The organism is Curtobacterium sp. UCD-KPL2560 (assembly GCF_001705035.1).
Lineage (GTDB): Bacteria > Actinomycetota > Actinomycetes > Actinomycetales > Microbacteriaceae > Curtobacterium.
On the sequence record NZ_MCIG01000054.1, the window covers coordinates 1 to 23,691 of the forward strand.

At 73.9% G+C, this 23,691-nt stretch carries 22 protein-coding genes; 15 read left to right on the top strand and 7 right to left on the bottom strand.

Going from position 1 to position 23,691, the window contains the following annotated elements; genetic code table 11:
• On the bottom strand, window positions 1-1,413 hold a 1,413-nt coding region (locus BEP24_RS12005; RefSeq protein ID WP_065963689.1), incomplete at its 3' end, for a PLP-dependent aminotransferase family protein.
• 61 nt (window positions 1,414-1,474) lie between these two features.
• Here BEP24_RS12005 and BEP24_RS12010 point away from each other — a divergent pair.
• The 8 genes from BEP24_RS12010 to BEP24_RS12045 all read left to right on the top strand — a co-directional run bounded on the left by BEP24_RS12010 (window position 1,475) and on the right by BEP24_RS12045 (window position 8,510).
• Window positions 1,475-2,146 (top strand): YitT family protein, encoded by a 672-nt coding sequence (locus tag BEP24_RS12010; protein WP_065963691.1) that lies wholly within the window; start codon window positions 1,475-1,477, stop codon window positions 2,144-2,146.
• A gap of 114 nt (window positions 2,147-2,260) precedes the next feature.
• Complete coding sequence (locus tag BEP24_RS12015) at window positions 2,261-3,136, top strand: DUF4097 family beta strand repeat-containing protein (protein WP_065963694.1); 876 nt, start codon at window positions 2,261-2,263, stop codon at window positions 3,134-3,136.
• A complete protein-coding gene (locus tag BEP24_RS12020) occupies window positions 3,133-3,726 on the top strand; it encodes a PadR family transcriptional regulator (RefSeq protein ID WP_065963696.1) in 594 nt (197 codons plus the stop codon). The genes BEP24_RS12015 and BEP24_RS12020 overlap by 4 nt, the downstream gene beginning before the upstream one ends.
• 163 nt (window positions 3,727-3,889) lie before the next feature.
• A complete protein-coding gene (locus BEP24_RS12025) occupies window positions 3,890-6,223 on the top strand; it encodes an APC family permease (protein ID WP_065963697.1) in 2,334 nt (777 codons plus the stop codon).
• Between the two features lie 14 nt (window positions 6,224-6,237).
• Entirely contained in the window at window positions 6,238-6,999 is a 762-nt protein-coding gene (locus BEP24_RS12030; RefSeq protein WP_065963699.1) for a hypothetical protein, read from the top strand.
• Window positions 7,000-7,194: 195 nt separating this feature from the next.
• Window positions 7,195-7,470 (top strand): DUF3072 domain-containing protein, encoded by a 276-nt coding sequence (locus BEP24_RS12035; RefSeq protein ID WP_065963701.1) that lies wholly within the window; start codon window positions 7,195-7,197, stop codon window positions 7,468-7,470.
• Between the two features lie 227 nt (window positions 7,471-7,697).
• Complete coding sequence (locus tag BEP24_RS12040) at window positions 7,698-8,138, top strand: DoxX family protein (RefSeq protein WP_065963702.1); 441 nt, start codon at window positions 7,698-7,700, stop codon at window positions 8,136-8,138.
• A 147-nt stretch (window positions 8,139-8,285) separates the two neighbouring features.
• Window positions 8,286-8,510, top strand: coding sequence for a DUF3073 domain-containing protein (locus tag BEP24_RS12045; RefSeq protein ID WP_065963704.1), 225 nt, complete (start codon window positions 8,286-8,288; stop codon window positions 8,508-8,510).
• Between the two features lie 337 nt (window positions 8,511-8,847).
• Here BEP24_RS12045 and purM read toward each other — a convergent pair whose 3' ends face one another.
• Complete coding sequence (gene purM, locus BEP24_RS12050; protein WP_083230324.1) at window positions 8,848-9,948, bottom strand: phosphoribosylformylglycinamidine cyclo-ligase; 1,101 nt, start codon at window positions 9,946-9,948, stop codon at window positions 8,848-8,850.
• Window positions 9,949-10,019: 71 nt separating this feature from the next.
• Here purM and purF point away from each other — a divergent pair, with 71 nt between their 5' ends.
• Window positions 10,020-11,477 carry an amidophosphoribosyltransferase gene (gene purF, locus BEP24_RS12055; RefSeq protein ID WP_065963708.1) on the top strand — a complete coding sequence of 486 codons (1,458 nt, stop codon included), beginning with the start codon at window positions 10,020-10,022 and terminating at the stop codon, window positions 11,475-11,477.
• A 103-nt stretch (window positions 11,478-11,580) separates the two neighbouring features.
• Here the strand turns inward: purF and BEP24_RS17840 are convergent, their stop codons facing one another.
• Window positions 11,581-12,021, bottom strand: a complete 441-nt coding sequence (locus tag BEP24_RS17840) for a hypothetical protein (protein WP_065963710.1) — start codon at window positions 12,019-12,021, stop codon at window positions 11,581-11,583.
• A gap of 130 nt (window positions 12,022-12,151) precedes the next feature.
• Here BEP24_RS17840 and BEP24_RS12065 point away from each other — a divergent pair, with 130 nt between their 5' ends.
• The gene (locus BEP24_RS12065; RefSeq protein WP_065963712.1) at window positions 12,152-14,824 is read left to right on the top strand and encodes a LuxR C-terminal-related transcriptional regulator; all 2,673 of its coding nucleotides are present in this window, start codon (window positions 12,152-12,154) and stop codon (window positions 14,822-14,824) included.
• 318 nt (window positions 14,825-15,142) lie between these two features.
• On the opposite strand, the gene BEP24_RS12070 is transcribed toward BEP24_RS12065, so the two are convergent.
• Window positions 15,143-15,505 carry a sterol carrier family protein gene (locus tag BEP24_RS12070; protein ID WP_065963736.1) on the bottom strand — a complete coding sequence of 121 codons (363 nt, stop codon included), beginning with the start codon at window positions 15,503-15,505 and terminating at the stop codon, window positions 15,143-15,145.
• Between the two features lie 57 nt (window positions 15,506-15,562).
• Here BEP24_RS12070 and purD point away from each other — a divergent pair, with 57 nt between their 5' ends.
• Both purD and BEP24_RS12080 read left to right on the top strand, forming a co-directional pair.
• Window positions 15,563-16,831 carry a phosphoribosylamine--glycine ligase gene (gene purD / locus BEP24_RS12075; RefSeq protein ID WP_065963715.1) on the top strand — a complete coding sequence of 423 codons (1,269 nt, stop codon included), beginning with the start codon at window positions 15,563-15,565 and terminating at the stop codon, window positions 16,829-16,831.
• Window positions 16,828-17,697: a phosphoribosylaminoimidazolesuccinocarboxamide synthase gene (locus BEP24_RS12080; protein WP_065963718.1), complete on the top strand. Its 870-nt coding sequence runs from the start codon at window positions 16,828-16,830 to the stop codon at window positions 17,695-17,697. The genes purD and BEP24_RS12080 overlap by 4 nt, the downstream gene beginning before the upstream one ends.
• A 127-nt stretch (window positions 17,698-17,824) precedes the next feature.
• Here BEP24_RS12080 and BEP24_RS12085 read toward each other — a convergent pair whose 3' ends face one another.
• The gene (locus tag BEP24_RS12085; protein WP_065963720.1) at window positions 17,825-19,150 is read right to left on the bottom strand and encodes a GAF domain-containing SpoIIE family protein phosphatase; all 1,326 of its coding nucleotides are present in this window, start codon (window positions 19,148-19,150) and stop codon (window positions 17,825-17,827) included.
• Window positions 19,151-19,333: 183 nt separating this feature from the next.
• Between BEP24_RS12085 and BEP24_RS12090 the strand changes: the two genes are divergently transcribed.
• Window positions 19,334-19,669 carry a hypothetical protein gene (locus BEP24_RS12090; RefSeq protein ID WP_065963723.1) on the top strand — a complete coding sequence of 112 codons (336 nt, stop codon included), beginning with the start codon at window positions 19,334-19,336 and terminating at the stop codon, window positions 19,667-19,669.
• Between the two features lie 91 nt (window positions 19,670-19,760).
• Here the strand turns inward: BEP24_RS12090 and BEP24_RS12095 are convergent, their stop codons facing one another.
• Together BEP24_RS12095 and BEP24_RS12100 are read right to left on the bottom strand one after the other, a co-directional pair.
• Entirely contained in the window at window positions 19,761-21,128 is a 1,368-nt protein-coding gene (locus BEP24_RS12095; RefSeq protein WP_065963726.1) for a DUF4232 domain-containing protein, read from the bottom strand.
• A 159-nt stretch (window positions 21,129-21,287) separates the two neighbouring features.
• Complete coding sequence (locus BEP24_RS12100) at window positions 21,288-21,842, bottom strand: hypothetical protein (RefSeq protein ID WP_141693449.1); 555 nt, start codon at window positions 21,840-21,842, stop codon at window positions 21,288-21,290.
• 110 nt (window positions 21,843-21,952) lie between these two features.
• Here BEP24_RS12100 and BEP24_RS12105 point away from each other — a divergent pair, with 110 nt between their 5' ends.
• Together BEP24_RS12105 and BEP24_RS12110 are read left to right on the top strand one after the other, a co-directional pair.
• Complete coding sequence (locus BEP24_RS12105) at window positions 21,953-22,729, top strand: SDR family oxidoreductase (protein ID WP_065963730.1); 777 nt, start codon at window positions 21,953-21,955, stop codon at window positions 22,727-22,729.
• Window positions 22,730-22,806: 77 nt separating this feature from the next.
• Window positions 22,807-23,679, top strand: coding sequence for a VOC family protein (locus BEP24_RS12110; protein WP_065963732.1), 873 nt, complete (start codon window positions 22,807-22,809; stop codon window positions 23,677-23,679).
• The last annotated feature ends 12 nt before the right edge of the window (window positions 23,680-23,691 follow it).

Here is a 23,691-nt window from a genome sequence, read left to right on the forward strand (position 1 = left end):
CGCCCACGCCCGCTCGAGCACGTCGACCATGCGCTCCCGGTCCCCCGCCGACCCGGTGTACGGCACCCGCAGGAACCGCTCGAAGCCGCCGTCGGGGCCGAACACCCCGCCGGAGGCGAGCACCACGCCCTCGGCCCGAGCGGCGAGCACGAGCGCGCTCGACACCGGCCGCCCGAGCCCGACCCACGTCGTCAACCCGCCCGCCGGCGACGGGACGTCCCACTCGGGGAGCCGCGCGCGCAACGCGGCCACGACGTCGTCGCGACCAGCGCGCAGGAAGGTGCGCCGCGCCTCCAGGACGGCCGCCGTGCGCGGGACGAGCTCCCGCACGACCAGCTGGTCGAGCACCGGGGTGCCGAGGTCGCCCGTCGGGCGGGCGAGGAGCAGCCGTTGCAGCAGATCGGGAGCCGCGCGGACCCAGCCGATCCGGAGCCCGCCCCAGAAGACCTTGGCGGCCGAGCCGATCATGACGACACGCTCGCCCGCGGGGTCGGCGACGGCCAGGGGCACCGCGGCGGGACCGTCGATCCGCAGCTCGCCCATCGTCTCGTCCGCGACGACCACGGTGCCGGTCGACGCGGCGACGGTGAGCAGGCGGTCCCGGGTCGCGGCGGACATGACCGCCCCGGTCGGGTTGTGCAGGTCGGGCATGACGTAGGCGACGGCGGGTGCGGTCCGACGCAGGGTCGTCTCGAGCGCGGTCTCGTCCCAGCCCTCGTGCGCGTCGACCGGCACCCCGACGAGTCGGCCACCGGCCGCACGGAAGGCCTCGTGCGCGTGCGGGTAGGTCGGCGACTCGACGAGCACGGCGTCACCGCGGCGCACGAGCACGCGCGCCAGCAGGGCGATCGCGTGCTGCGCGCCGATCGTCACGACGACCTGGGCCGGGTCGGTGGGCAGGCCGCGCTCGGTGTACCGCGCGGCGATCGCGGCCCGCAGGCCCGGGTCGCCGACGGTGTCGTACCCGATCCCGGCGAGCGCCGCGGGCACGTGCCGGACCGCGCGTTCGACGGCCTCGGCGACCTCGGGAGCGGCGTGCAGCGCGGCCTTCCGCAGGTCGAGCAGGTCGCCGGGCACGACGCCGCCGAGCTGCTCCGGGTCGGGACGGCCGACCAGGTCGCGCGGCAGGTGGACGACGCTGCCGGAGCCCCGGAGCGACACGAGGAACCCGTCGTCGCGCAGCCGGGCGTAGGCGTTCGCGACCGTCGTGCGCGAGACCCCGAGGGCGTCCGCGAGCCCGCGTTCGGCCGGCAGGCGGACCCCGACCGGGATCCGCCCGTCGATGACGAGCACGCGCAGGGCGTCGGCGAGCGCCTCGTACGCGGGGGCGTCGGAACCGCCGCGCCAGTCGGTGAGCAGGAGCGCGGCGGCGCGGGCGCCGAGGGGCCGGGGACTGCGGAGGACCGGGGTCACGGGTCCACGGTAGCCGGATTGGCTCTCGACCACCATGCCAATCCCGCGCCACCATCGGCGCATGTCCCGCTCTCCCGCGCTCGTGCTCCGCTCCGTGCAACTGCTCGTCGGGCTGTTCCTCTACGGGGCCGCGACCGCCCTGCAGGTCCGCGCGGTCGTGGGGGTCGGCTCGTGGACGGTGCTCACACAGGGTCTCGAGCACGTCCTCCCGTGGTCCTTCGGCGTGGTCACGGTCGTGTCGAGCGTCGTCATCCTGCTGCTGTGGATCCCACTCCGGCAGCGCCCGGGCATCGGCACGCTGTGCAACGTGCTCGCGATCGGCCCGTCCGCCGACCTCGTGCTCTGGCTCGTCCCGGAACCGGACGGCATCGTGGCCCGCGTCGCGCTGTTCGTCGCGGGGGTCGCCCTGCTCGCCGTCGCGACGGCCTGCTACATCGGCGCCGGACTCGGCACGGGCGCTCGCGACGGACTCATGGTCGGCGTGCACGAGCGGTTCGGCTGGCCGCTCTGGCTCGCGCGCACGGTCATCGAGGTCACGGTCGTGGTGGTCGGCTGGCTGCTCGGCGGCGACGTCGGCGTCGGCACGGTGGTCGCCGCGTTCGCGATCGGCCCGCTGGTGCAACCGCTCATGCCGCTGTTCCGTCGACTGCCCTGGTCGCCGGTGCAGGTGGTCGCCGACACCGGCCGGGAGGCACGCCCCACCCCCGCCGCGGCACCCACGCCCGTCCCGTGACGGGGACCGTCCCCACCGGCTCGCTGGGGATGCGCTGAGGCCCGTCGTCCACCGCGCAGACGCGATGTATCGTGACCTCCACAACGCGATACAACGCGAGTACCAGGAGGCACCATGGCCCAGGAGAAGTGGCTCGTCGACGAGCCGAAGGTGATCGACACCGGGATCGTCCGCGCCCTGCGCGTCGGACTGGCCGGTGGACAGGTCGACGTCGTCGCGCACGACGAGCCGACCGCCCGCATCGAGGTGCACGGCGTGTCCGGCAAGCAGCTCAAGATCGAGCTGGACGGCGACACGCTCACCATCGACCACCCGCAGATCGGGTGGGAGGACCCGCTCGGCTTCCTCAAGTCCTTCCGCGGTCGTGACTCGGCCGACGTGAGCGTGCTCGTGCCCCGCGACGCCCGCGTGACCATCGGCGTCGTGTCGGCGGGCGCGCTGCTCTCCGGCACGAACCGCGGCGCCTCGGTGAACACGGTCTCGGGCGACGTCGTCGTGGACGGCCTGGCCGGCGACCTCGCGGTCCACGCGGTGTCCGGCACCACGACGGTCCGCGGACTCGACGGCGCCCTCACGGTGCGCACCGTGTCCGGCAACGTCGTCGCGACCGGCGCGATCCCCCGGCTCACGGCCGACGGCGTGAACGCCGACGTGCTGCTCGACCTGCAGGGCACGCCCGACTCCGCGCGGGTGAACACCGTGTCGGGGTCGGTCGACGTCCGACTCGAGGACGGCGTCGCCTACCGCGCGACCGTCAGCACCGCGACCGGCACGCTGCAGTTCGACGACGCCCAGCTGCGCGGCGTGCGCGGCTCGCACGTGCAGCAGTCCGGGGAGCTCTCGGGCCAGTGGCTCGACCTCCGCGTCAACTCGGTGTCCGGTGGCGTCGCCGTCGTGCACGCCCCGCCCGTGACCGACGCCTGGGCGGGCACCCCGTCCACCGAGCCGACCACCGGCACTGACGACCAGCCGACGGAGGCGCCCGCATGAGCCCGGTCTTCGCCCACGGCCACCTGCGCCTGTACCTGCTCGTCCTGCTGGCCGACCGCCCCATGCACGGGTACGAGGTCATCCAGGCCCTCGGCGACCGCTTCGGCGGCACGTACGTGCCGAGCGCCGGCACCGTCTACCCGCGCCTGGCGAAGCTCGAGGCCGAGGGGCTCGTCACCGCGACGACCGACGGCCGCCGCACGGTCTACGCGATCACCGACGCCGGCCGGGCCGAGCTCGACGCCCGCGCCGACGACATCGCCGCGGTCGAGAACGGCGTCGCCGACTCGGTGAAGTCCCTCGCCGACGGCGTCCGCGCCTCGGTGGGCGAGGCGATGCGGTCCCTCCGCGCCGACCTCGCGGCGAGCGCGCAGGCACCGCGCACGAAGCCGACCGCGCCGTCGGCCGGGCAGCCGGAGGACGTCCCGTCCGCGGGCGCCCGGGCACTCCGCGACGTCGAGACGGCCATCGCGTCCTTCCGGCAGCAGGTGGGTGCCGACCTGCGGAGCCGCGCGACGCGCGGCACGCTCACCGACGACGCGGTGACGCGGCTGCGCGACGGACTCGAGACCCTGCGCCGCTCGCTCTGACCGAGGCGGGCCGACGGACGGGAGGCGTGCCGCGCCTCCCGTCCGTCGCATCCACGGAACGCGGGCCGACGGACCGACGCGGGGCGCGCCTCCCGGCGGGCACGGCGGACCGGGGCACCTGTCGATCCGCACAGTGTTGACTCGTCCGGTGAACTGAGTAGGTTTGCCGCTCGTGACGAACGAGGTGCGGTCGCTCAAGGCGCGACTGATCGGGGATCCCCTCCCCTCCGAGAAGCTCGAGGGACAGCTCCTCCCGAAGCACCTGGCACTGCCGATCTTCGCGAGCGACCCGCTGTCGTCCGTGGCGTACGCGCCCCAGGAACTCCTCATGATCCTGCTGCTCGGCGGCATGGCGTTCCTGACGCTCGCGCCGTGGGTCGCCGCGCTCGTGGTGCTGCTGCTCGTCGTGGTCGTCGCGTCCTACCGGCAGCTCATCAAGGCGTACCCGTCCGGCGGCGGCGACTACGAGGTCGCGCACCGCAACCTCGGCGAGAAGGCCGGGCTCGTCGTGGCGAGCGCCCTGCTCGTCGACTACGCCATGACGGTCGCGGTGTCGGTCGCGTCGGGCGTCGACAACATCATCTCCGCGCTCCCCGGACTCGACCCGTTCCGCATCGAGGTCGCGGTCGCGTTCGTCGTGCTGCTCGCGGGGGTGAACCTCCGCGGCGTGCGCGAGTCGAGCAAGGCCTTCGCGGTGCCGACCTACCTGTTCGTCGGCTCCGTGTTCGTGATGATCGTCACCGGGCTCGTGCGGGCCGCGCTCGGGCACGCCCCCGTGGCCGAGTCCGCCGGGTGGACCGTGCAGAACGTCGAGCACACCACCCAGGCCGCGTTCGTCCTGCTGCTGCTCCGTGCCTTCGCGTCCGGCTGCTCGGCACTGACCGGCGTCGAGGCGATCGCGAACGGCGTGCAGGCCTTCCGCCGCCCGAAGATCGCGAACGCGCAGAAGACGCTCGTCGCGATGGGGTCGATCGCGATCGTGCTGTTCGTCGGCCTGGTCACGCTCGCCCTGGTCACCCGCGTGCACTACGCCGAGCGGGCCTGCGACCTGCAGGGGTTCACGGCGTGCGCGACCGCGCCGCAGCGTTCCCTCATCGCGCAGATCGCCGCCGCCACGTTCGGCGACGGGAGCGTCCTGTTCTACGTGGTGCAGGCGACGACCGCTGCCGTGCTGCTCCTCGCCGCGAACACCGCGTTCAACGGCTTCCCGCTGCTCGGCTCGATCCTGGCGCGCGACTCGTACGCGCCGAAGGCCCTCTCCACCCGCGGCGACCGGCTCATCTACTCGAACGGCGTCATCGTCCTGGCGCTCGTCGCCGTCTCGCTGCTCGTCGTGTACCGGGCGAACGTCACGAGCCTGATCCAGCTCTACATCATCGGCGTCTTCGTGTCGTTCACGCTCGGACAGACCGGCATGGTGCGGCACTGGACCCGGCAGCTCCGCGAGGACCGGGACGGCACCCGGGCACTCGCCGGCGAGCCGCCGCTCGACCGCGCACAGGTCCGGCGCTCCCTGACGATCAACGCGGTCGGCGCGACGTTCACCGCCGTGGTGCTGGTCATCGTCACGATCACGAAGTTCACGCACGGCGCCTGGCTCGTCTTCGTCATCATGCCGGTGCTGTTCGTCCTCATGCTCGGCGTGAACCGGTACTACCGCGACGTCTCGCACGAGATCGCGGTCGACGCCGAGACCCGGTTCGGTGCGAGCGGCGACCACGCGATCGTCCTCGTCAACAAGCTGCAGAAGCCCGTCCTCAAGGCCGTCGACTACGCCATCGCCGCGCAGCACGCCGGGCTCGAGGCCGTGCACGTCGCGATCGACGACGCCGAGGCCGAACGACTCCGCGAGCAGTGGGCGGAGCACGGCATCGAGGTCCCGCTGACGATCGTGCCGAGCCCGTACCGGGACATCTCGATGCCGCTCATCCACCACATCAAGGCGCGTCGGGCGGTGCACGGCTCCGAGGTCGTCACGGTCTACACGCCGGTGTTCGTCGTCGGCCACTGGTGGGAGTCGATGCTGCACAACCACCGCGGCCGGCGCATCCGCAGGAAGCTGCTGCTCGTGCACGGCGTCACCGTGGCGCTCGTGCCGTGGCTGCTCGACTCCTCCGAGCTGCTGTACGGCCGGCGGTCGCGGCCGCTGCCCGGCCAGGAGCGCCGGGGCGAACCGGTGCGGCCGGCGCTGCGGCGGGCGCCGCACGGGGGCGGGGCGGGGACCGGAGTCGGGACCGGTGCCGCCGCCGGTGCCGGTGCCGGCTTCGGGGGTGCTCCCTCGGGGACGCCGGCCGACCGTCTGCTGCGGTCCGACCGGCGCAACAGCCTGCGGCCGACCTCCGGCGACGACACGGGGCGGCCGACCGGCCCCGCGCGTCGCGCCACCCGCCCCGCCGGTCCCGCGGAGGGCCTCGACCAGTCCCTGTGCACCGGTGAGCTGCGGGTCCTCGTGCCGGTGGTGGCCGGACCTCCGAACGACGGCGGCGACCGGTCGTAGCATCGGTCCTCGACATGACGAACTCCGACCTGCGCACCTACGCGACCTTCGACGGCCACGGCGGCAAGGTGTCGCAGCGCGTCGAGGTGCTCGACCACACGCCGCCCGCCGCCGGCCCGTACGCGGGCCTGGTCCCGGTGCGCGGCGCACACCCGCTCGGAGCGGTCGACGAACGGCCCGCCGACGAGGACGCCGACCTCGCCCGCGGGGTCGCGAGCATCGGCTGGGTCGACCCCGCCACCCTGCGCGACTGGTACCGACCGGACCGCATCGTCGTCTCCCGTCTCGAGGCACGCCGTTCCGGGCTGGAGCCCGGCCGGTACGCCGACTCCCGCGGTCGCGGTCGCGTCCGCATCGACGGCCTGGAGGCGCACCTCGCCCCCGACGGTCGGCCCGCGTTCCGCGCACTGGCCGGCCCCGTCGACGCCCCGGTCGTCGACGTCCCGCTGCCCACCGACCAGGCGGTCCGCCTCGTCGCGGTGCGCGCGGTCGACGAGGGGCTCGAGGTCGTCACCACCCCGGTGTCGCCGTTCCTGGCGCCCGGGCAGCACGCCGTGTACGGGGCCGACGTCGTCGGGCTGCCACCGCGTCCGGCCACCGGGACGGTCGAGGTCCGGGCTGCCGTGCTGCTCGACGGGGACCTGCACGAGGTCGAGCGCATCGACGAGCGGGCGGCGACGATCTGGCTCCGTCGGGACGGGTCGGACGAGCCGGTGCCGGTCGCGTCGAGCGCGGTGGGGCCGGACCTGGTGCGGTACACGGTCGTCGGAGGCTGACGGACGGGACCGGGGTCCCTGCGCTCCGTCGTCCGCCGTCCGGGGCCGTGCTGACGGTCGCCGGCGGCCGTCCGTGGTCCGTTCCCCGTGGTCCGTTCCCCGTGGTCCGTTCCCCGTTGTCCGCTGTCCGCTGTCCGCTGTCCGGGGGACGCCGTGCTGCGGGTCACCCGCGGTCCCGCGCGTACCGTCACCGCCATGAGTGATGCAGACAGCGCCGAGCAGCAGACCCCCGACGCCGGCCACCAGGGCGAGACCCTCGGCGGCGCACGTCCCGACCCCTCCACCACCGCGAGCAAGGACCCGGAGCAGTGGGTCACCGGTGACGAGCCGATGACCGGCCCGCAGCGCAGCTACCTCGACACCCTCGCCCGCGAGGCCGGCGAGGAGCTCCCCGCCGACCTCACGAAGGCCGAGGCGTCGGAGCACATCGACCGCCTGCAGCAGCAGACCGGGCGCGGCGCCGACTCCTGACCGCGAGCGGACACCCCGTCCGGTCCGGACCGTCCCGTGGCGGTCCGGGCGGGCGGGGTGTCCTGCGTTCGGCGGACCGCCGTGCCGCGGTGTCCTGCGTTCGGCGGACCGCCGTGCCGCGGTGTCCTGCGTTCGGCGGACCCCAGCCTGGGGGAACCCTGGTGAAGTCCGGGACGTCCGCCTGGACGGACGGGGTCGGTGACGCGTCACCGTCTACCGTCGGCGGCATGCGAACGACATCGACCTCCATCGGCCTGACCGCGCTCCGCATCGTCCTCGGCGTGGTGTTCATCGCCCACGGCGCCCAGAAGTTCGCGCAGGGCATCCCCGGCGTCGCACAGGCCTTCGCAGGCATGGGCGTCCCGTTCGCCGAGGTCGCGGCGCCCGTCGTCGCCGGCCTCGAGGTCGTCGGCGGCGTCTTCCTCGTCCTCGGCGTCGCCACCCGCGTCGTCGGGGTCCTGCTGGCCCTCGACATGGTGGTGGCCGGGCTGCTGGCCCACGCCGAGGCCGGGTTCTTCGCCCAGGACGGCGGCTTCGAGTACGTCCTCGTGCTCGCGGTGGCCTCGCTCGCGGTCGCCCTGACCGGCCCCGGACGGTTCTCGGTCGACGCGCTCGTGCTCCGATCCGCACGCCGGAAGCGCGGCGTCACCGAGCCGCTCCCTGCCTGAACGCGCCCGACCGCTCGGCGCGACCGAGTCGGAACGGCACAGATGGTAGAGTGGACGCCAGATTTCAAACCACGAATCGTTCGGTTCCCCGGGTCGCCTTCCGCACCCGCCAGGACCGGGCCAGAGCCGATCACGAGGGGGTCACGCATGGGGCGCGGCCGTCAGAAGGCGAAGCACACCAAGGTCGCCCGGGAGCTGAAGTACTTCAGCCCGCAGACGAACTACGGTGAGCTCGAGCGAGAGCTCTCCTCCGGGCACGACTCGGACGAGAACTCGTACATCGACCGATGGGCGGACCAGTACGGTCCGGACCAGTACGTCGAGGACGAGTCGGACGAGCTCGACACCCAGGACCAGAACAAGTCCGCCTGACCCTCGAGGTCTGACACGCCGTGCACCTCCGGGTGCACGGCGTCTCTGCGTGTCCGGCGTCGTCGTGTGCACGGCGTCTCCACGTGTGCGGCGCACCTGTGGCTCCGGCGTCGCTGCGTGTACGGCGTCTCCACGCGCACGACGTCTTCACGCTGCGGAGTCGCGCGCTGTCCCCGTCCGCGTGCACGCACTCGCGCAACGCGTCGAGCCCACCCGCCGAGGTCGCACGACTCGCCGCGCGGGAAGCGTCGAGGTGCCGATGACGGCCCGCTCGGAGCTCGGGGTGCCGAGATCGTGGAACCTCGGGCAGCGCAACGAGCCGCGCCGCGCCCCGCGCTCAGGCCCGGTAGGACCCCACCAGGCGGACGGCTCCCCCGTCGACGCCCTTCGCGCCCTGCTCGAACCCGGTCAGGTCGCGCTGCGCCGTCGACACCGCACCGACCGTCCACGCGGGCAGCCCCGCGGCACCGAGCGCCGCGACGACCGACTCGGCCGCCGACGCCGCGACGACCGCGAACATCCCGATGCCGAGGTTCCAGGTCGACTCGGTGTCCTCGATCGGCGTCCCGGCCATGTCCGTGAGCACCCGGAACACCGCGGGCGGGGTCCAGGTGGCGCGGTCGACCTCGACCGAGGTGCCGACCGGCAGGACGCGCGCCAGGTTCGCGGCGATGCCACCACCGGTGACGTGCGACAGGGAGTGCACGGCGCCCGGCTGCGACCCGAGCAGGTCGAGCAGCGGCGCGGTGTACAGGCGGGTGGGCTCGAGCAGGGCCTCGCCGACGGAGACGCCGGTGCCGAACTCCGGCAGCTGGTCGGTGTAGCCGACGCCCTTCGTCGACAGGATGTGCCGGACGAGCGAGTAGCCGTTCGAGTGCAGGCCGGAGGACTCGATCGCGACGACCACGTCGCCGTCCTCGACCAGGTGTGCACCGAGCTGGCGGTCGGCCTCGACCACACCGGTCGCGGCGCCCGCGACGTCGTAGTCGTCCGGGCCGAGCAGCCCCGGGTGCTCCGCGGTCTCGCCGCCGACGAGCGCGGTGCCGGTGGCCGCGCAGCCGCGGGCGATCCCGGCGACGATGTCGGCGATGCGCTCCGGGACGACCCGGCCGCAGGCGATGTAGTCCGTCATGAACAGCGGCTTCGCACCGACCACGACGATGTCGTCGACGACCATGCCGACGAGGTCCTGGCCGATGGTGTCGTGCTTGTCGATCGCCTGTGCGATGGCGACCTTGGTGCCGACGCCGTCGGTCGAGGTCGCGAGCAGCGGCCGCGCGTACTCCTTGAGGAACGACACGTCGTAGAGCCCGGCGAACCCGCCGACCCCTCCGAGCACCGATGCGTTGTGCGTCGCCGAGACGGCGGACTTCATGAGCTCGACGGCCAGGTCACCGGCAGCGGTGTCGACGCCGGCGGCTGCGTACGGGTTCGGCATGCGTTGTCCTCCGCGGGGCATGGCAGACTTGTTCGGTACCACCCGATCCTACGGTCTGGAGCACTCCGCGAATGTGCGGCATCGTCGGCCTCGTTGCGCAGGGGCCCGTCAACCAATCCATCTACGACGCCCTGTTGCTCCTGCAGCACCGGGGCCAGGACTCGACGGGCATCGCCACGGTCGAGGGTCGCGTGCACCACATGCACAAGACACGCGGCCACGTCCGCGAGGGCTTCCGCACCCGTGACATGCGGGCACTGCTCGGGACGATGGGCCTCGGCCACGTCCGGTACGCCACCAAGGGCGTCGCGAGCAACGAGGAAGAGGCCCAGCCCTTCTACGTGAACGCCCCGTACGGCATCGTCCTGGTGCACAACGGCAACCTCACGAACACGCGGGAGCTCACCCGCGAGCTGTTCGACATCGACCGTCGGCACCTCAACACCACGAGCGACACCGAGCTGCTCGTCAACGTCCTGGCGCACGAGCTCCAGGGCCAGGTCCGCGGAAGCGAGCTCGACGCCGGCCAGGTGTTCGACGCGGTCGAGCGCGTGCACGAGCGCGTCGAGGGCTCGTACGCCACGATCGCGACGATCGCGGGCCACGGTCTGCTCGCGTTCCGCGACCCGTACGGCATCCGGCCGCTCATCCTCGGGCACAAGTTCGACGAGGCCGGGCAGCCCGAGTGGGTCGTCGCCTCGGAGTCGCTCGTGCTCGAGTCCGGCGGCTACGACATCGTGCGCGACATCGCCCCCGGCGAGGCCGTCTTCATCGAGATGAACGGCCAGATGCACGCCCGCCAGTGCGCGAAGGACCCGCGTCTCGTGCCGTGCTCGTTCGAGTACGTCTACCTGGCCCGTCCCGACTCGGTCATGAACGGCATCTCGGTCTACGAGGCCCGTCTCCGCCTCGGCAACCGCCTGGCCGACACGATCGCGCAGTACGCCCCCACCGGCGACATCGACGTCGTGATGCCGATCCCGGACTCCTCGCGTCCCGCCGCCATGCAGGTCGCGCAGAAGCTCGGCATCGACTACCGCGAGGGCTTCTTCAAGAACCGCTACGTCGGCCGCACCTTCATCATGCCGGGACAGGCGGAGCGCAAGCGGTCCGTCCGGCAGAAGCTCAACGCGATGTCCTCCGAGTTCAAGGGCAAGAACGTCCTCATCGTCGACGACTCGATCGTGCGCGGCACGACGAGCCGCGAGATCGTCGAGATGGCCCGGGCCGCCGGCGCGAACGAGGTCACGTTCACGAGCGCCGCTCCCCCGGTGCGCTTCCCGCACGTCTACGGCATCAACATGCCGACGCGCATGGAGCTCATCGCGCACGACCGGAAGATCCCCGAGATCAACCGCGTCCTCGGCAGCGACCACCTCATCTACCAGGAGGTCGCGGACATGCGCGACGCGATCATCGAGGGGTCGGACGTCACCGACCTCGAGATGAGCTGCTTCACGGGCGAGTACGTGACCGGCTCGGTCACGCCCGAGTACCTCTCCTGGGTCGAGGCGAACCAGCTCAGCTAGGTCGCGTCACGACGCGACCTACAGACGGACGGGAGGCGCGGTGCCGGCTGGCACCGCGCCTCCCGTCCGTCGTGTGGTGGCGACCGTCGTGTGGTGGCGACCGTCAGCGGTCGGTGTCCGCCGACGGGTCCGTGTCGGCCCGCGGGGGCTGCGCCGGGGTGCCGTGGTCCTCGATCTCGCCGTCGACGGTGTCGGGGACCGGTTCGACCGCGACGCGCTCCGCCGTCAGGCGGGCGGCCCGGCGGGCGAGGACCCGGTCGAGCACGACGGCGACGACCGCACCGACGGCCGCGCCGATGGTGACGCCCCAGAGCGAGAAGTAGCCGACGAGGGTGCCGAAGCTGGCGTCCTGCTGGTCGCCGCGGTCGATGTCCATCGTGACCGACACGACGACGAGCGTGGCGAGGAAGCCGAGCACCGCTCCGCCGAGGATGAAGACCCCGAACTTGGGTGCGCGGCGGATGGTGACCTCGTCCGGCGAGGTGACGGCGTTCGGTGCCGGCGCCACGGACGGGCGCTCGTCGGGTCGGTCGGTGTCGCTCACCCGTCCATTGTCCCCCACTGTGGGACGTGCTCCGGCCTGGCGCCCCCGGCCCGTCCGGGAGAGGATGGTCGCTACCCGTCGGTATCCGCGGAACGCACCGGGTCGGGAGGGGACCGTGCCGTCGAGGACGATGTCCGACGGCCGGGTCGGTCCGGTGTCCCGGACACCGACGACGAGCGACACGACGAGCGACCACGAGGGGAGGCGACCGGTGCACGGACGGACCGCTGACGACGCCCGGCGCCCGGGGATCCCCGCGCGCGTGCCGTGGCCGATCGTGCAGCGCCGCGAGGAGGACCGTGCGGTGTCGGTCGTGGCGGAGCACCGCTGGAGCGTCGCACTGGTCGGCGCCCCCGGCCTCGGCAAGACCTCGACCGCCGCCCGGGTCACCGACCGGGTCGCCCGTCGCGACCCCTCCGGCCGCACCGTCGTCGTCCCGATCACCGCCGTCGCCTCGGGGCGCGCGATGCCCTTCGGTGCCGTCGCCGACCGCTTCGGGGAGCTCCCCGAGGCCCTCGCCGAGCTGGTGGACGACGCCGCGGCGGCACAGCGGCTCCGCGAGACGACCGACCTGGCGGACCGCGACGTCCTGCTCCGGGTCGACGACGCGGACCACCTCGACGCGATCTCCGCGCGCTACGTCGCGTGGCTCGTCCGCGACCAGGGTGCCCGGCTCGTCCTGACCTGCCGGGACTTCTCGGCACTGTCCGACCCGCTGCGCGCCCTGTGGCAGGACGACCTGCTCGAGCGCATCGACCTCGCGCCGCTCGACCTGCAGGAGACCGGCGACCTCGTGGCGAGCGCCCTCGGTGCCCAGCTCGAGACCGCGTCGACGGAACGCGTGCACCGCGCGACGGCCGGCAACCCGCTCTACCTGCGCGAGGTGGTCCGCGCCGCCCTCGCGTCGGGCGCCCTCGAGCAGACCGCGTCCGGGTGGTACTGGCGCGGCCGGGTCACGGCGTCGAGGAGCCTGGCGGACATGTACCGCACCGAGCTCGGCGCCCTGCCCGAGGACCTGCGCGACGTGGTCGACATCGTCGCGCTCGCCGACCCGATCCCGCTCGGACGCCTGCTCCGACTCGTGTCCGGCGGCGACGTCGACCGGGTCGTGGGGCTCGGTCTCGTGACCATCGAGACCGGCGAGGACTGCACGCGGGTCGCGAGGCCCTCGCACCCGCTCGTCGGCGAGGTCGTCCGATCCCTGGTCCCGGTCGCCCGGCGCAGCGCCCTGTTCGCGCGCGCCAACGCCTTCCGCGCCGACCAGTCCGAGGGGGCACCGCCCGCCGCCCGGCTCCGCGCGGCACTGTGGGCCCTCGACTGCGGGATCCTGCCCCCGGTGGCGCAGCTGCTCGACGCGACGGAGATCGCCGTCCGCCTGCAGGAGCAGGAGAGCGCGACGGCGCTGGCGTCGGCCGCGCTCGGCACCGCCCTGACCGCCCGGGAGCGGGTCACCGCGCACGTGCTGCGCTCGATCGCGTTCTCGTACAGCACCGGGCGCGAGGCCGGGCGGGTGGACGCCGAGGCCGCGTGGCGGCTCGCCCGGACCCGACCGGCCGAGGTCGGCGACACGATGGTGGTCGAGGCCTGCGAGACGCTGGCGAACATCCGCCAGTTCCACGACGACGACGTGCTCGCCGCGGTCGCGCTGACCGAGACCGCGGCCGGGCTCGTCGGACCGGAGACCGTCGAGCGCCTGCGTCTGCTCCGCCTGGCACACCTCGGCTGGGGCGGCCGGTTCGAGGCCGTCCGCGACGAGGTCGAGCGCTCGGGCGTCCTCGAGCAGCCCACGGTCCCGGTCGCGTTCCTGTGCGTGGCCCCCTGCGCCGTGATGGCACTCGGCACCGCGGGGCGGCTCGACGACGCCCTCGCACTGGGCCGGCGCGCGCTGGCGACCGCGGTCGAGCACGTCGAGGAGGCGCCGTGGAGCGTCGGCGAGGTCGTGTCGGTCCTGCACCAGGTGCAGGTCTGGCGCGGTGACGTCGCGACGATGCTCACCGAGATCCCCGTCCGGCGTGCGAGCCCGTTCCTGAAGTACGACTTCACCCTCGAACTCATCGGCGTCGGCAACCAGGCGCTCGGCAGCCGGCGGTGGGACGACGCCGTGACCGCCTTCTCGGCCGCGTGCGAGCGGTACGACGTCGCCGACCACGGCGGGTTCGCGGCCTACCCGTGGGCACGCCTGGCGATGGCGCTCGCGTACGCCGGACGCGCCGACGAGGCCGCCGTCGCGCTCGACCGTGCCCGCACGACGCCGCTCCGCGCGATGCGCATCACCGGGGAGCAGGTCGCGATGTCGATCGCGTGGACCGAGGCGGTGCTCGGGCTCCCGGCGGGACTGCAGCGCGCGGACGACATCATCGAGCGCTCGACGGCGACCGGCGCCTGGGTGCACGTGATGTACGGGCAGGCGCTGCACTACACGAACGACATGATGAACGGGCGCGACGTGACGGGGTCGCTCGCCCGGATGCGCGCCGCCGCCGCACGGGTGGACGGGCCGCTCGCCGCGGCGATCGTCGAGTACGCCGACGCCGTCCGGTCCCGCGACAAGGGTCGGCTCGTCGCCGCGCAGGCCACCCTCGCGACGCACGGCATGGCGGTCTCGGCGGGACGGTTCAAGCCGCCGCTGACGCACCGGGAGTACGAGGTCGCCCAGCTCGCGGCGCAGGGGCTGAGCAACCGGCGCATCGCGGAGTCGCTCGGCCTGTCGGTCCGGACGATCGACGCCCACGTGTCGCGGGTGTTCTCGAAGTGGGACCTGCACGGGCGGTCGGAGCTCGTCGAGATGCTCGGACCGCGCTGAACGGACATCCGGACGCTCACGAGCCCAGGTCCGGGCGCTGCCGACACCTGTCGCAGAGCCAGGATCGTGACGCCTCGTCACGGAAACGGGCGCGCGGAACCTGCGAATCGGTTGCGGATTGCAGCACGACGCGCCGCCACGGTTGACAACACGTGTGACACGTCGCGTACCTTGGACCCTGTCGCCGGGTTCGGACCCGTTCGGGTCGGGTCCGAATCCCGGCGACTTCTCACGTTACGCAACCGGTTGCGTGCGGCGCATCGGTAGGACCTACCTAAAGCCGTGAGGCAGGCGAACGACCTCGGCGGGCGAGCGGCCTCAGGCCGCGACGCGCACCGGCAGGAACGCCGCCAGGTCGGCCCGCGAGCCGGAGGCACTGACACGTGCCGTCCCGACCGCGTCGGCCCAGCGCAGGTCGCCGGTCGCCAGGGCGAGCCAGGTCGTCGCGTCCATCTCGACGACGTTCGGCGGCGTCCCGCGGGTGTGCCGGGGACCGGGGACCGCCTGCACGGCCGCGAACGGCGGGACCCGCACCTCGACGCTGTTGCCGGGGACGTCGTCGGCGAGCCGCTGCAACGTCCAGCGGACGGCGGTCGCGACGTCGCTCCGCACGGTCGAGCCCTGCTGCACGGCGGCGAGCGCCGCGCGCCCCTCGGCGTCCTCGATCCTCCGCGGTGGCATGTCCACAGGCTAGCCCCCGCTTCGCGGACGGCGTGTCGCCATCGGTAGGGTGATCGGGTGCGAATCCTCGTCCTCGGTTCCGGTGCCCGCGAGCACGCCATCACGACGGCCCTCCTCGCCGAGCAGGCCGGACACGTCATCACGGTGGCCCCCGGCAACGCCGGCATCGCCGCCGACGTCGAGACCGTGTCCCTCGACCCCACGAACGGCGCGCTCGTCGCCGAGTACGCGATCGAGAACGGCGTCGACCTCGTCGTCGTCGGGCCCGAGGCGCCGCTCATCGCGGGCGTCGCCGATCCCCTGCGCACCCGGGGCATCCCGGTGTTCGGCCCCGGCAAGGCCGCCGCGCAGCTCGAGGGCTCGAAGGCCTTCGCGAAGCGCATCATGGCCGAGGCCGGTGTGCCGACCGGGCGTCCGGTGTACGCCGGCACCGTCGACGAGGCCGTCGCGGCCATCGACGAGCTCGGCGCACCCTACGTCGTCAAGGCGGACGGCCTCGCCGCGGGCAAGGGCGTCCTCGTGACCGAGGACCGCCAGGCCGCCGTCGACCACGCGACCTACTGGTTGCAGCACGGCGGCGTCGTGGTCGAGGAGTTCCTCGACGGCGAAGAGGTCTCGTTGTTCTTCCTCAGCGACGGGCACGACGTCCGCGCGCTGAGCCCCGCGCAGGACCACAAGCGCCTGGGCGACGGCGACACCGGGCCGAACACGGGCGGCATGGGCGCGTACTCGCCGCTGCCGTGGCTGACCGAGCGGTGGGCCTCCGAGCGGGCGTTCGTCGACGAGGTCACCGACCTGGTCGCGCTGCCCACCGTCCGCCGGCTCGAGCACGAGGGCACGCCCTTCGTCGGCCTGCTGTACTGCGGCCTGATCGTCACCGAGCAGGGCGTCCGGGTGATCGAGTTCAACGCACGCTTCGGCGACCCCGAGACCCAGGTGGTCCTCCCCCGCCTCGTGACGCCGCTGAGCGAGCTCTTGTCCGCCGCGGCGACCGGGCAGCTCGCGAACGCCCCCGAGCCCGCGTTCCGCGACGACGTCGCCGTGACGGTCGTCCTCGCGAGCGAGGGCTACCCGGAGAACCCGGTGACCGGTCGCGTGATCACCGGTGTCGACGCCGCGAACGCGCGCGAGGGCGTCTCGGTCGCGCACGCCGCCACCGGGGTGCTCGACGACGAGCTCGTCGCGACCGGCGGGCGGGTGCTCAGCGTCGTCGCGACCGGGTCCTCGTTCGCCGAGGCCCGCGAGCGCGCCTACGCCGGGATCGGCGACATCGCGCTCGAGGGCGCGCAGTTCCGCACCGACATCGCCGCGAAGGTCGCCCGGTGACCGCCGCTGCCGGGCTGCCCGGTTGGCGGCACGTCTCCTCGGGCAAGGTCCGCGAGCTCTACGTCCCGGAGGGCACCGCGGACGTGGCGAGCGCCACCGAACTCCTGCTCGTGGCCTCGGACCGGGTGAGCGCCTACGACTTCGCGCTCGAACCCCCGATCCCGGGCAAGGGCGAACTGCTCACCCGGCTCGCGCGCCACTGGTTCGACCTGCTCGCCGACGTCCCGAACCACCTCGTCCCGGACGACGCCGGCGGCACACCCGTACCCGCCGAGGTCGCCGCGCGGTCGATGCACGTGCTGCCGCTCGACATGTTCCCGGTCGAGTGCGTGGTCCGCGGGTACCTGGTCGGCAGCGGCTGGGCCGAGTACCGCGAGTCCGGCAGCGTCTGCGGCGTCGCACTCCCCCCGGGCCTGTCCGAGGGCGACCGCCTGCCGGAGCCGATCTACACGCCCGCGTACAAGGCGCCGCAGGGCGAGCACGACGAGAACATCTCGTACGAACAGACCGTCGAGCTCGTCGGCGCCGAGGACGCGGCGACGCTCCGCGACCTGTCGCTGCGGGTCTACGCCGAGGCCGCGGCGATCGCGCTCGAGCACGACGTGGTCATCGCCGACACGAAGTTCGAGTTCGGCCGCGACGCCGACGGGGTCGTCCGGATCGCCGACGAGGTCCTCACGAGTGACTCGAGCCGCTACTGGGACGCCCGCTCCGGGAACCGCACCGACTCGTTCGACAAGCAGATCGTGCGCGACTGGCTCAGCGCGCACTGGGACCGGCAGGGCACCCCGCCGGTGCTGCCCGACGAGATCGTGACGCGGACGGCCCTGCGGTACCGGGAGCTCATCGAGCGCCTGGGCGCCTGACGCGGACCCCGCGCCGCAGGGCGCGGGTCGGGACGGACGGGAGGCCCGTGGCGGGCCCGCCACGGGCCTCCCGTCCGTCCCGGCGCAGCGCAGCGCGCAGCGTCCGCCGCGGCGCACGTGGTGCGCGTCAGTCGCGCGCCAGCACCACCACGGTCAGGTCGTCGCCCGGGTCGTGCTCGACGGCACGGGCCCGCACGCGGGCGAGGAACGCGTCGATGTCGGGCTCCTCGCGCCAGAGCGCACCGAGTCGCGACAGTGCGGCGAGCGTGGAGTCCCAGAGCTCGAGCGCGCCGTCGCTCACGACGACGAGCACGTCACCGGGCTCGAGCACGATCGACCCCGACGTCCGCTCGAAGCCGGACGGGTGCAGGCCGATCGGCAGGTCGCTCGACAGGAGGGTCCGCTCGGCGCCGTCGGCGCGCATCTGCAGGACCAGCCCGTGGCCGGCGTCGACGAAGTCGAGCTGCCCGGTCGCGGGTGCCAGGCGGGCGTGGAACATCGTCGCGAACGAGCTCGCGCGACCGAGGTCCGGCGCGACCTGCTCGTCGAGGGCGGCGACCACGTGCTCCGGGTCGGCACCGGGCCGCGCGAGGAGGGCACCACGGATCGTCGCGGCGAGGAGTCCCGCGGACATGCCCTTCCCCATCACGTCGGCGACGGTGACGTGCAGGTCGTCCCCGCTCCGGCGCCAGTCGTGCAGGTCGCCGGAGACCACGCCGTGCGGGACGGACATGCCGCCGATGCGGTAGCCGGGCACGCTGATCGGCGTCGGCTGCAGGTTCGCCAGGACGTCGCGGAGCCGGTCCTCGTCGGCGCCCGCGGCGAGCTCGCGCTCCGCCCAGACCCCGAGCTCCTCGAGCAGGGCGAGGTCGTCGGGGTCGAGCGTGCGCGGTGCCGGGTCGACCAGGCAGAGCGTGCCGACCTTGACGGCCTCGTCGCCGACGCGGAGCGGGACACCGGCGTAGAACCGGACGTTGGGGTCGTCGACCACCATGGGCATGTCGGCGTAGCGCTCGTCGGCCCGGGCGTCGGGGACCACGACGGGGCCGGACTCGGACAGCGTGCGCCCGCAGAAGGTGTCGTGCAGCGGGATCGTCGGGCCGAAGAACTGGTCGCTCTGCTGCGAGTGGATCGTCAGGACGTCGGTGCCGGCGAGGTTGAGGAACGAGCCGGAGACGCCGAACGCCTCGCGGGCGATCCGGGTGATGCGGTCGAAGCGCTCCTCGGCGCCGCCCTCGACGACGTCGAGCGCGGCGACGAGGGCCGCGCGTCGCGCGGCCTCCGGTGTGACCGGCGTGGCCGACGCGGTCGGCGTGGTCGGCGCGGCTGGGCCGACCGGCGCGGTCGGTTCGGCTGATCTGTCGGGTTCGGCTGATCCGGCCGGTTCGGCCGATCCGGTTCGTTCGGCTGATCCGGTTCGTTCGGCGGAGGTTGGTGAGGTCCCCTGGTGCATGCCGTCAACGGTATCGCGGCGCGGGCGGCGTGCTCGTCCCCAGTCCGGAGGACCCCGCGCTGGGTATCCGCCGAACGCGGGCTGGACCCGGGGAGGAGTCCGGGGTCGGAGTCGGGGCGGCACCGGGCGCGTCCGGGCCCGCACCCGGCCGTCGGGCTGCGCCCCGCGGCGTACGCTGGCCGGGTGTCCCGTGGCCCCTCGTTCCTCCGTCCCGTCCTCGCGGTGACGGTCGTCGCCCTCACCGGGCTGTCGCTCACGGGCTGCGGGGCACACGACTCGACCGGGCAGATCACGGTCACGGTGTCGGCGGACGCCGCGCAGCACCCCTACGAGGTGCAGGTCTACGCGGCGACCGGCAAGCTCTCCGAGCACCAGCGGGTGTTCCCGGGCGGGACCGCCGACTTCGCCGGGGTGCCGCTCGGCGCGGTCACGGTCCGTGCGCGCGACCTGTGCCCGGTCGAGACGACGGTGTCGAACGACGACGTCGCGACGGTCACGCTGGCGACGACGGGCTGCTGACGCCCGGCTGCTGACGACCGGCTGGCGACGACGGGCTGCTGACGGCGCGCTGCTGACGCCGGCCCGTCGCGGGTCGCCCGGTCAGGGGCGGTCAGGACGCCGCAGGCTGGGCCGGCTCGAGCGACCACGCCGTCACGCTCACGGTCGTGCCCGCGACCACGTCGAGGTCGACCGGCCAGGACCCGCGACGGTCGCCCGGGAACGACGCGGCCCACAGCGTGCGGGTGACGAGCGCGTCCGAGGTGCCCCCGGCACCCCAGCCGAGCGTCGTCACGGCGGACGCCCCGGCCGGCAGTTCGAACCGCGTGGGCCCGGGGTCGGCCGCGAGGTACGAGCCCCCGTGCTCCACCGTGACGTCGAGCTCGTGGCCGTTCTGGTCGGCGAACGCCACGTCGGGGTAGCCCTCGACGACGCACGGGGCATCGGTGGAGTTCGTCAGCCGGAGCGTCTGGCTGCGGTGCCCGAGTCCCGCGCCCGGATCGCCGAGCAGGAGCATCGCCTGGTCCTCGGTGCACCACGACGGGTCGCGCTCGGTGTCGGAGCCGGGCGCTGCGGTCGGGACGGGGGTGCCCTCCGCGTACGGGTCGGGCAGGGCGCCGTCCGCCGGGTCGGCGCCCTCGGCACGCGCGGCGTCCTGCACCGAGGCGACCCGTGCAGCCCGCAGCCCGGCCGTGCCCGAGCCCACCACGGCAGCCGCGGCCACGACCGCGACGAGGACGGTGCCGAGGCGCGCGGTGCGGCGACGCGGCCGCCCGGCACCCGCGGCACCCGCGGCACCCGCGGCACCCGCGGCACGGGACGACCGTGATCCGGCGCCCGACTCGGCGGCGCCCGACTCGGCTGCGCCCGACTCGGCGGCGCCCGACCCCGCGGGTGCGACGGCGCGCCGGACGAGCAGCGCCGGCAGCCACCCCTGCACGAGGCCCCACCACGCCCCGGTCGCGGCCTGGGTGCCGAGTCCGTCGGCGACCATGCGGAGTCGGGGTGCCGGCAGGTTGCCGACGATCGTCGCGAGGTCGACGGTGAGGCCCGCGACCGCGGCGGCGACCACGACCGCGAACCAGGCGACGACGAACCGTGCGGTCCGGTCGGTCGAGCGGTCGGCCAGGGGCAGCACGAGCCGGACCACGACGGCCAGGACCAGCGCCGCCAGCACGGTCTCGGCGACGCCCCACCCGACCGGCTGGACCCACGGCGAGAACGGCAGGGTCGCCGGCAGGACCGCGGTGACGCTGCTCGGCAGGAGGCTGTGCCAGGTCAGTGCGACCCCGAGGGCGCCGCTCAGCGTCCACAGGACGGCTGCCGCCACGGGGACGGCGACGAGGGCCGCCCGACCGGGGACGGTGCCCGGGCTGCGCCGACGTCCGGGGCGGCCGTCCCCCGGCGCGGTCTCGTCCCCCGGTGCTGCCTGGTCACCCGGTGCTGTCCCGGCGTCGCCACCGTCGTTGCGTGCGTCCACGTGCGTCCCCTCCCGATCGCCGGACGATCCTCGCACAGGTGCGCCGGGTGCCCGTCCGCCGCAGCAGCAGCAGCAGCAGCGAGGGTGGCCGCCGGGCACGCCGTCAGCGCGTCAGCGGGTCAGCGCGTCAGCGCGTCAGCGCGTCAGCGCGTCAGCCGATCAGTGCGTCAGCAGCACCTTCACCGCGCCGATCGCGAACGCGACCGCCGCGAGCACGATGCCGCCCCAGAGCCCGAGGAACGACGGCCGCCGACCGCTGAAGCGCTGCAGGAACACGCCGACGAGCCCGATGCGGACGACGAGGATCACGATCGCCGCGGTCTGCGCCCACTGCGCCGGCAGCCACCCCACCCACGCGGCGGCGTAGAGGACGGCCGGGATGAGCCCCGAGGTCGCGATCGGGTTCGCGTCGCGCAGGATCGCCCCCACGGTCTCGCGGTGCTCCTCGTCGTCGCCGGTGTCCCCGATCGCGTGCGCGACGACGTGGGACAGCACGTGCGCCAGGTAGGTCAGCACCGCGGTCGCGAGGACCGTGAGCACCGCGGCGCCGTGCTCGATCTGCTCCGGCGAGGCCGCTATCGCGACGGCGAGCACCGTGATGTTGCCGTAGATGTAGGACGACATCCGGTCGCGCAGCCGCTCCACCGGGAACGTCGCGGGGCCCGGCCCTCGGCGACGAGCGGGGTCGGACGGGCGGCGGCTGGGTCGGGGCACGTCCCCATCCTGCCCGCCACGCGGCGCCGTGCGCCGTCGGGACGCCGGGTGCGGTGCCAGGCTGGGTGGGTCGGCGCACGGTCGCGCCGACCAGACGGGAGGCACGACACATGTCCCAGCGACCACTCGCCCTGGTGACCGGGGTCGGCCGTCGCGCCGGCATCGGCGCCGCGATCGCGACGCGACTCGCGTCCGACGGCTGGGACCTCGCCCTGTCCTGGTGGGGTCCGTACGACGCACGCGTGCACGGCGGGGCCGACCCCGACGGGGTGGACGCGGTCGTCGCGGAGGCCGAGCGTGTCGGGGCACGCGTGACGCGCCTCCCGGTCGACCTGGCCGACCCGGAACAGGCGGCCGCGCTCGTGGACCGCACCGAGGCGGAGGCGGGCGCACCCGTGACCGCCGTCGTCATGTCGCACTGCGAGTGCACGGAGTCCGACTACGCGTCGACCACGGTCGAGTCGTTCGACCGGCACCTGGCGGTGAACGTGCGGGCACCGTTCCTCATCGTGCAGGCGTACGCGCGCCGGTTGCGCGAGGGTGCCGACGCGCCGGTCGACCGGCGGCGCGTGGTGGCGCTGACGAGCGACCACGTCGGCTACAACCTGCCGTACGGCACGAGCAAGGGCGCGCTCGACCGGCTGATGGTCGGTGCCGCGCAGGAGCTCGGTGACGTGCACGTCAGCGCGAACGCCGTGAACCCGGGGCCGAACGACACGGGGTGGATCACCGACGAGATCCGTGAGGCGGTGGTCGCGCAGACGCCGCTCGGACGCCCCTCGACGCCGGGCGACACCGCGGCGCTGATCAGCTTCCTGCTCGGGCCCGAGGGCGGCTGGGTGAACGGGCAGCTGCTCAAGACGGACGGCGGGTTCAGCGCGCGGTAGGTGCGGGGTCACGGTGGTCGGGTACTGACCGCGCCCATTTGGTTGACGCGTCAACCAAATGGGCGCACACTGGGGTCATGCACACGCAGGACCTCCTCGCCGCGGACACCGGGATGGGCGCCGTGACGCTCCGGGTCGCCGACCTCGACACGATGGTCGCGTACTACCGCGACGGCGTCGGACTGCGCGTCCTGACCGAGGACGGCGGCGTCGCGGTGCTCGGCCGTGGCACGACGCCGATCGTGGTCCTCGAGCACGCGCCGGCGATGCGCCACGCGGCACCGCACGAAGCCGGTCTGTTCCACACCGCGATCCTGTTCGACAGCCGGGCCGACCTCGCCGCCGCGCTGTACTCGGTCGCGACGAGGTACCCGCAGACCTTCACGGGCAGTGCCGACCACCTGGTGAGCAACGCCTTCTACTTCCAGGACCCGGAGGGCAACGGCGTCGAGCTGTACTGGGACCGGGACCGGACCGAGTGGTCGTGGACGCACGGCATGGTCGAGATGGACACGATCTACGTCGACCCGAACGCGTTCATGCAGGAGCACCTGACCTCGGTTGCGCTCGAGTCCGCGGCCGCCCGCCCCGGTCGGGTCGGGCACGTGCACCTGTCCGTCGGGGACGTCGCCACCGCGAAGGCGTTCTACGTCGACCGGCTGGGCTTCGCGACGACCGCGGCGATGGGCGACCAGGCGCTGTTTGTCAGCGCGGGCGGCTACCACCACCACATGGCGATGAACACGTGGAACTCCCGCGGGGCCGGACGGCGACAGCAGGCACTCGGACTCGGGCTCGTCCGGATCGAGGTGCCCGGGGCGGAGGACCTCGGCGCCCTCGTGGCCCGGATGCACGACGGCGGGGTGCAGACCGCGGACGACGGGCGGACCGTGGCGTTCGAGGACCCGTGGGCGAACCGCATCGAGGTGACCGCCCCCGGCCGGGGCTGAGCGGGCGGGGTT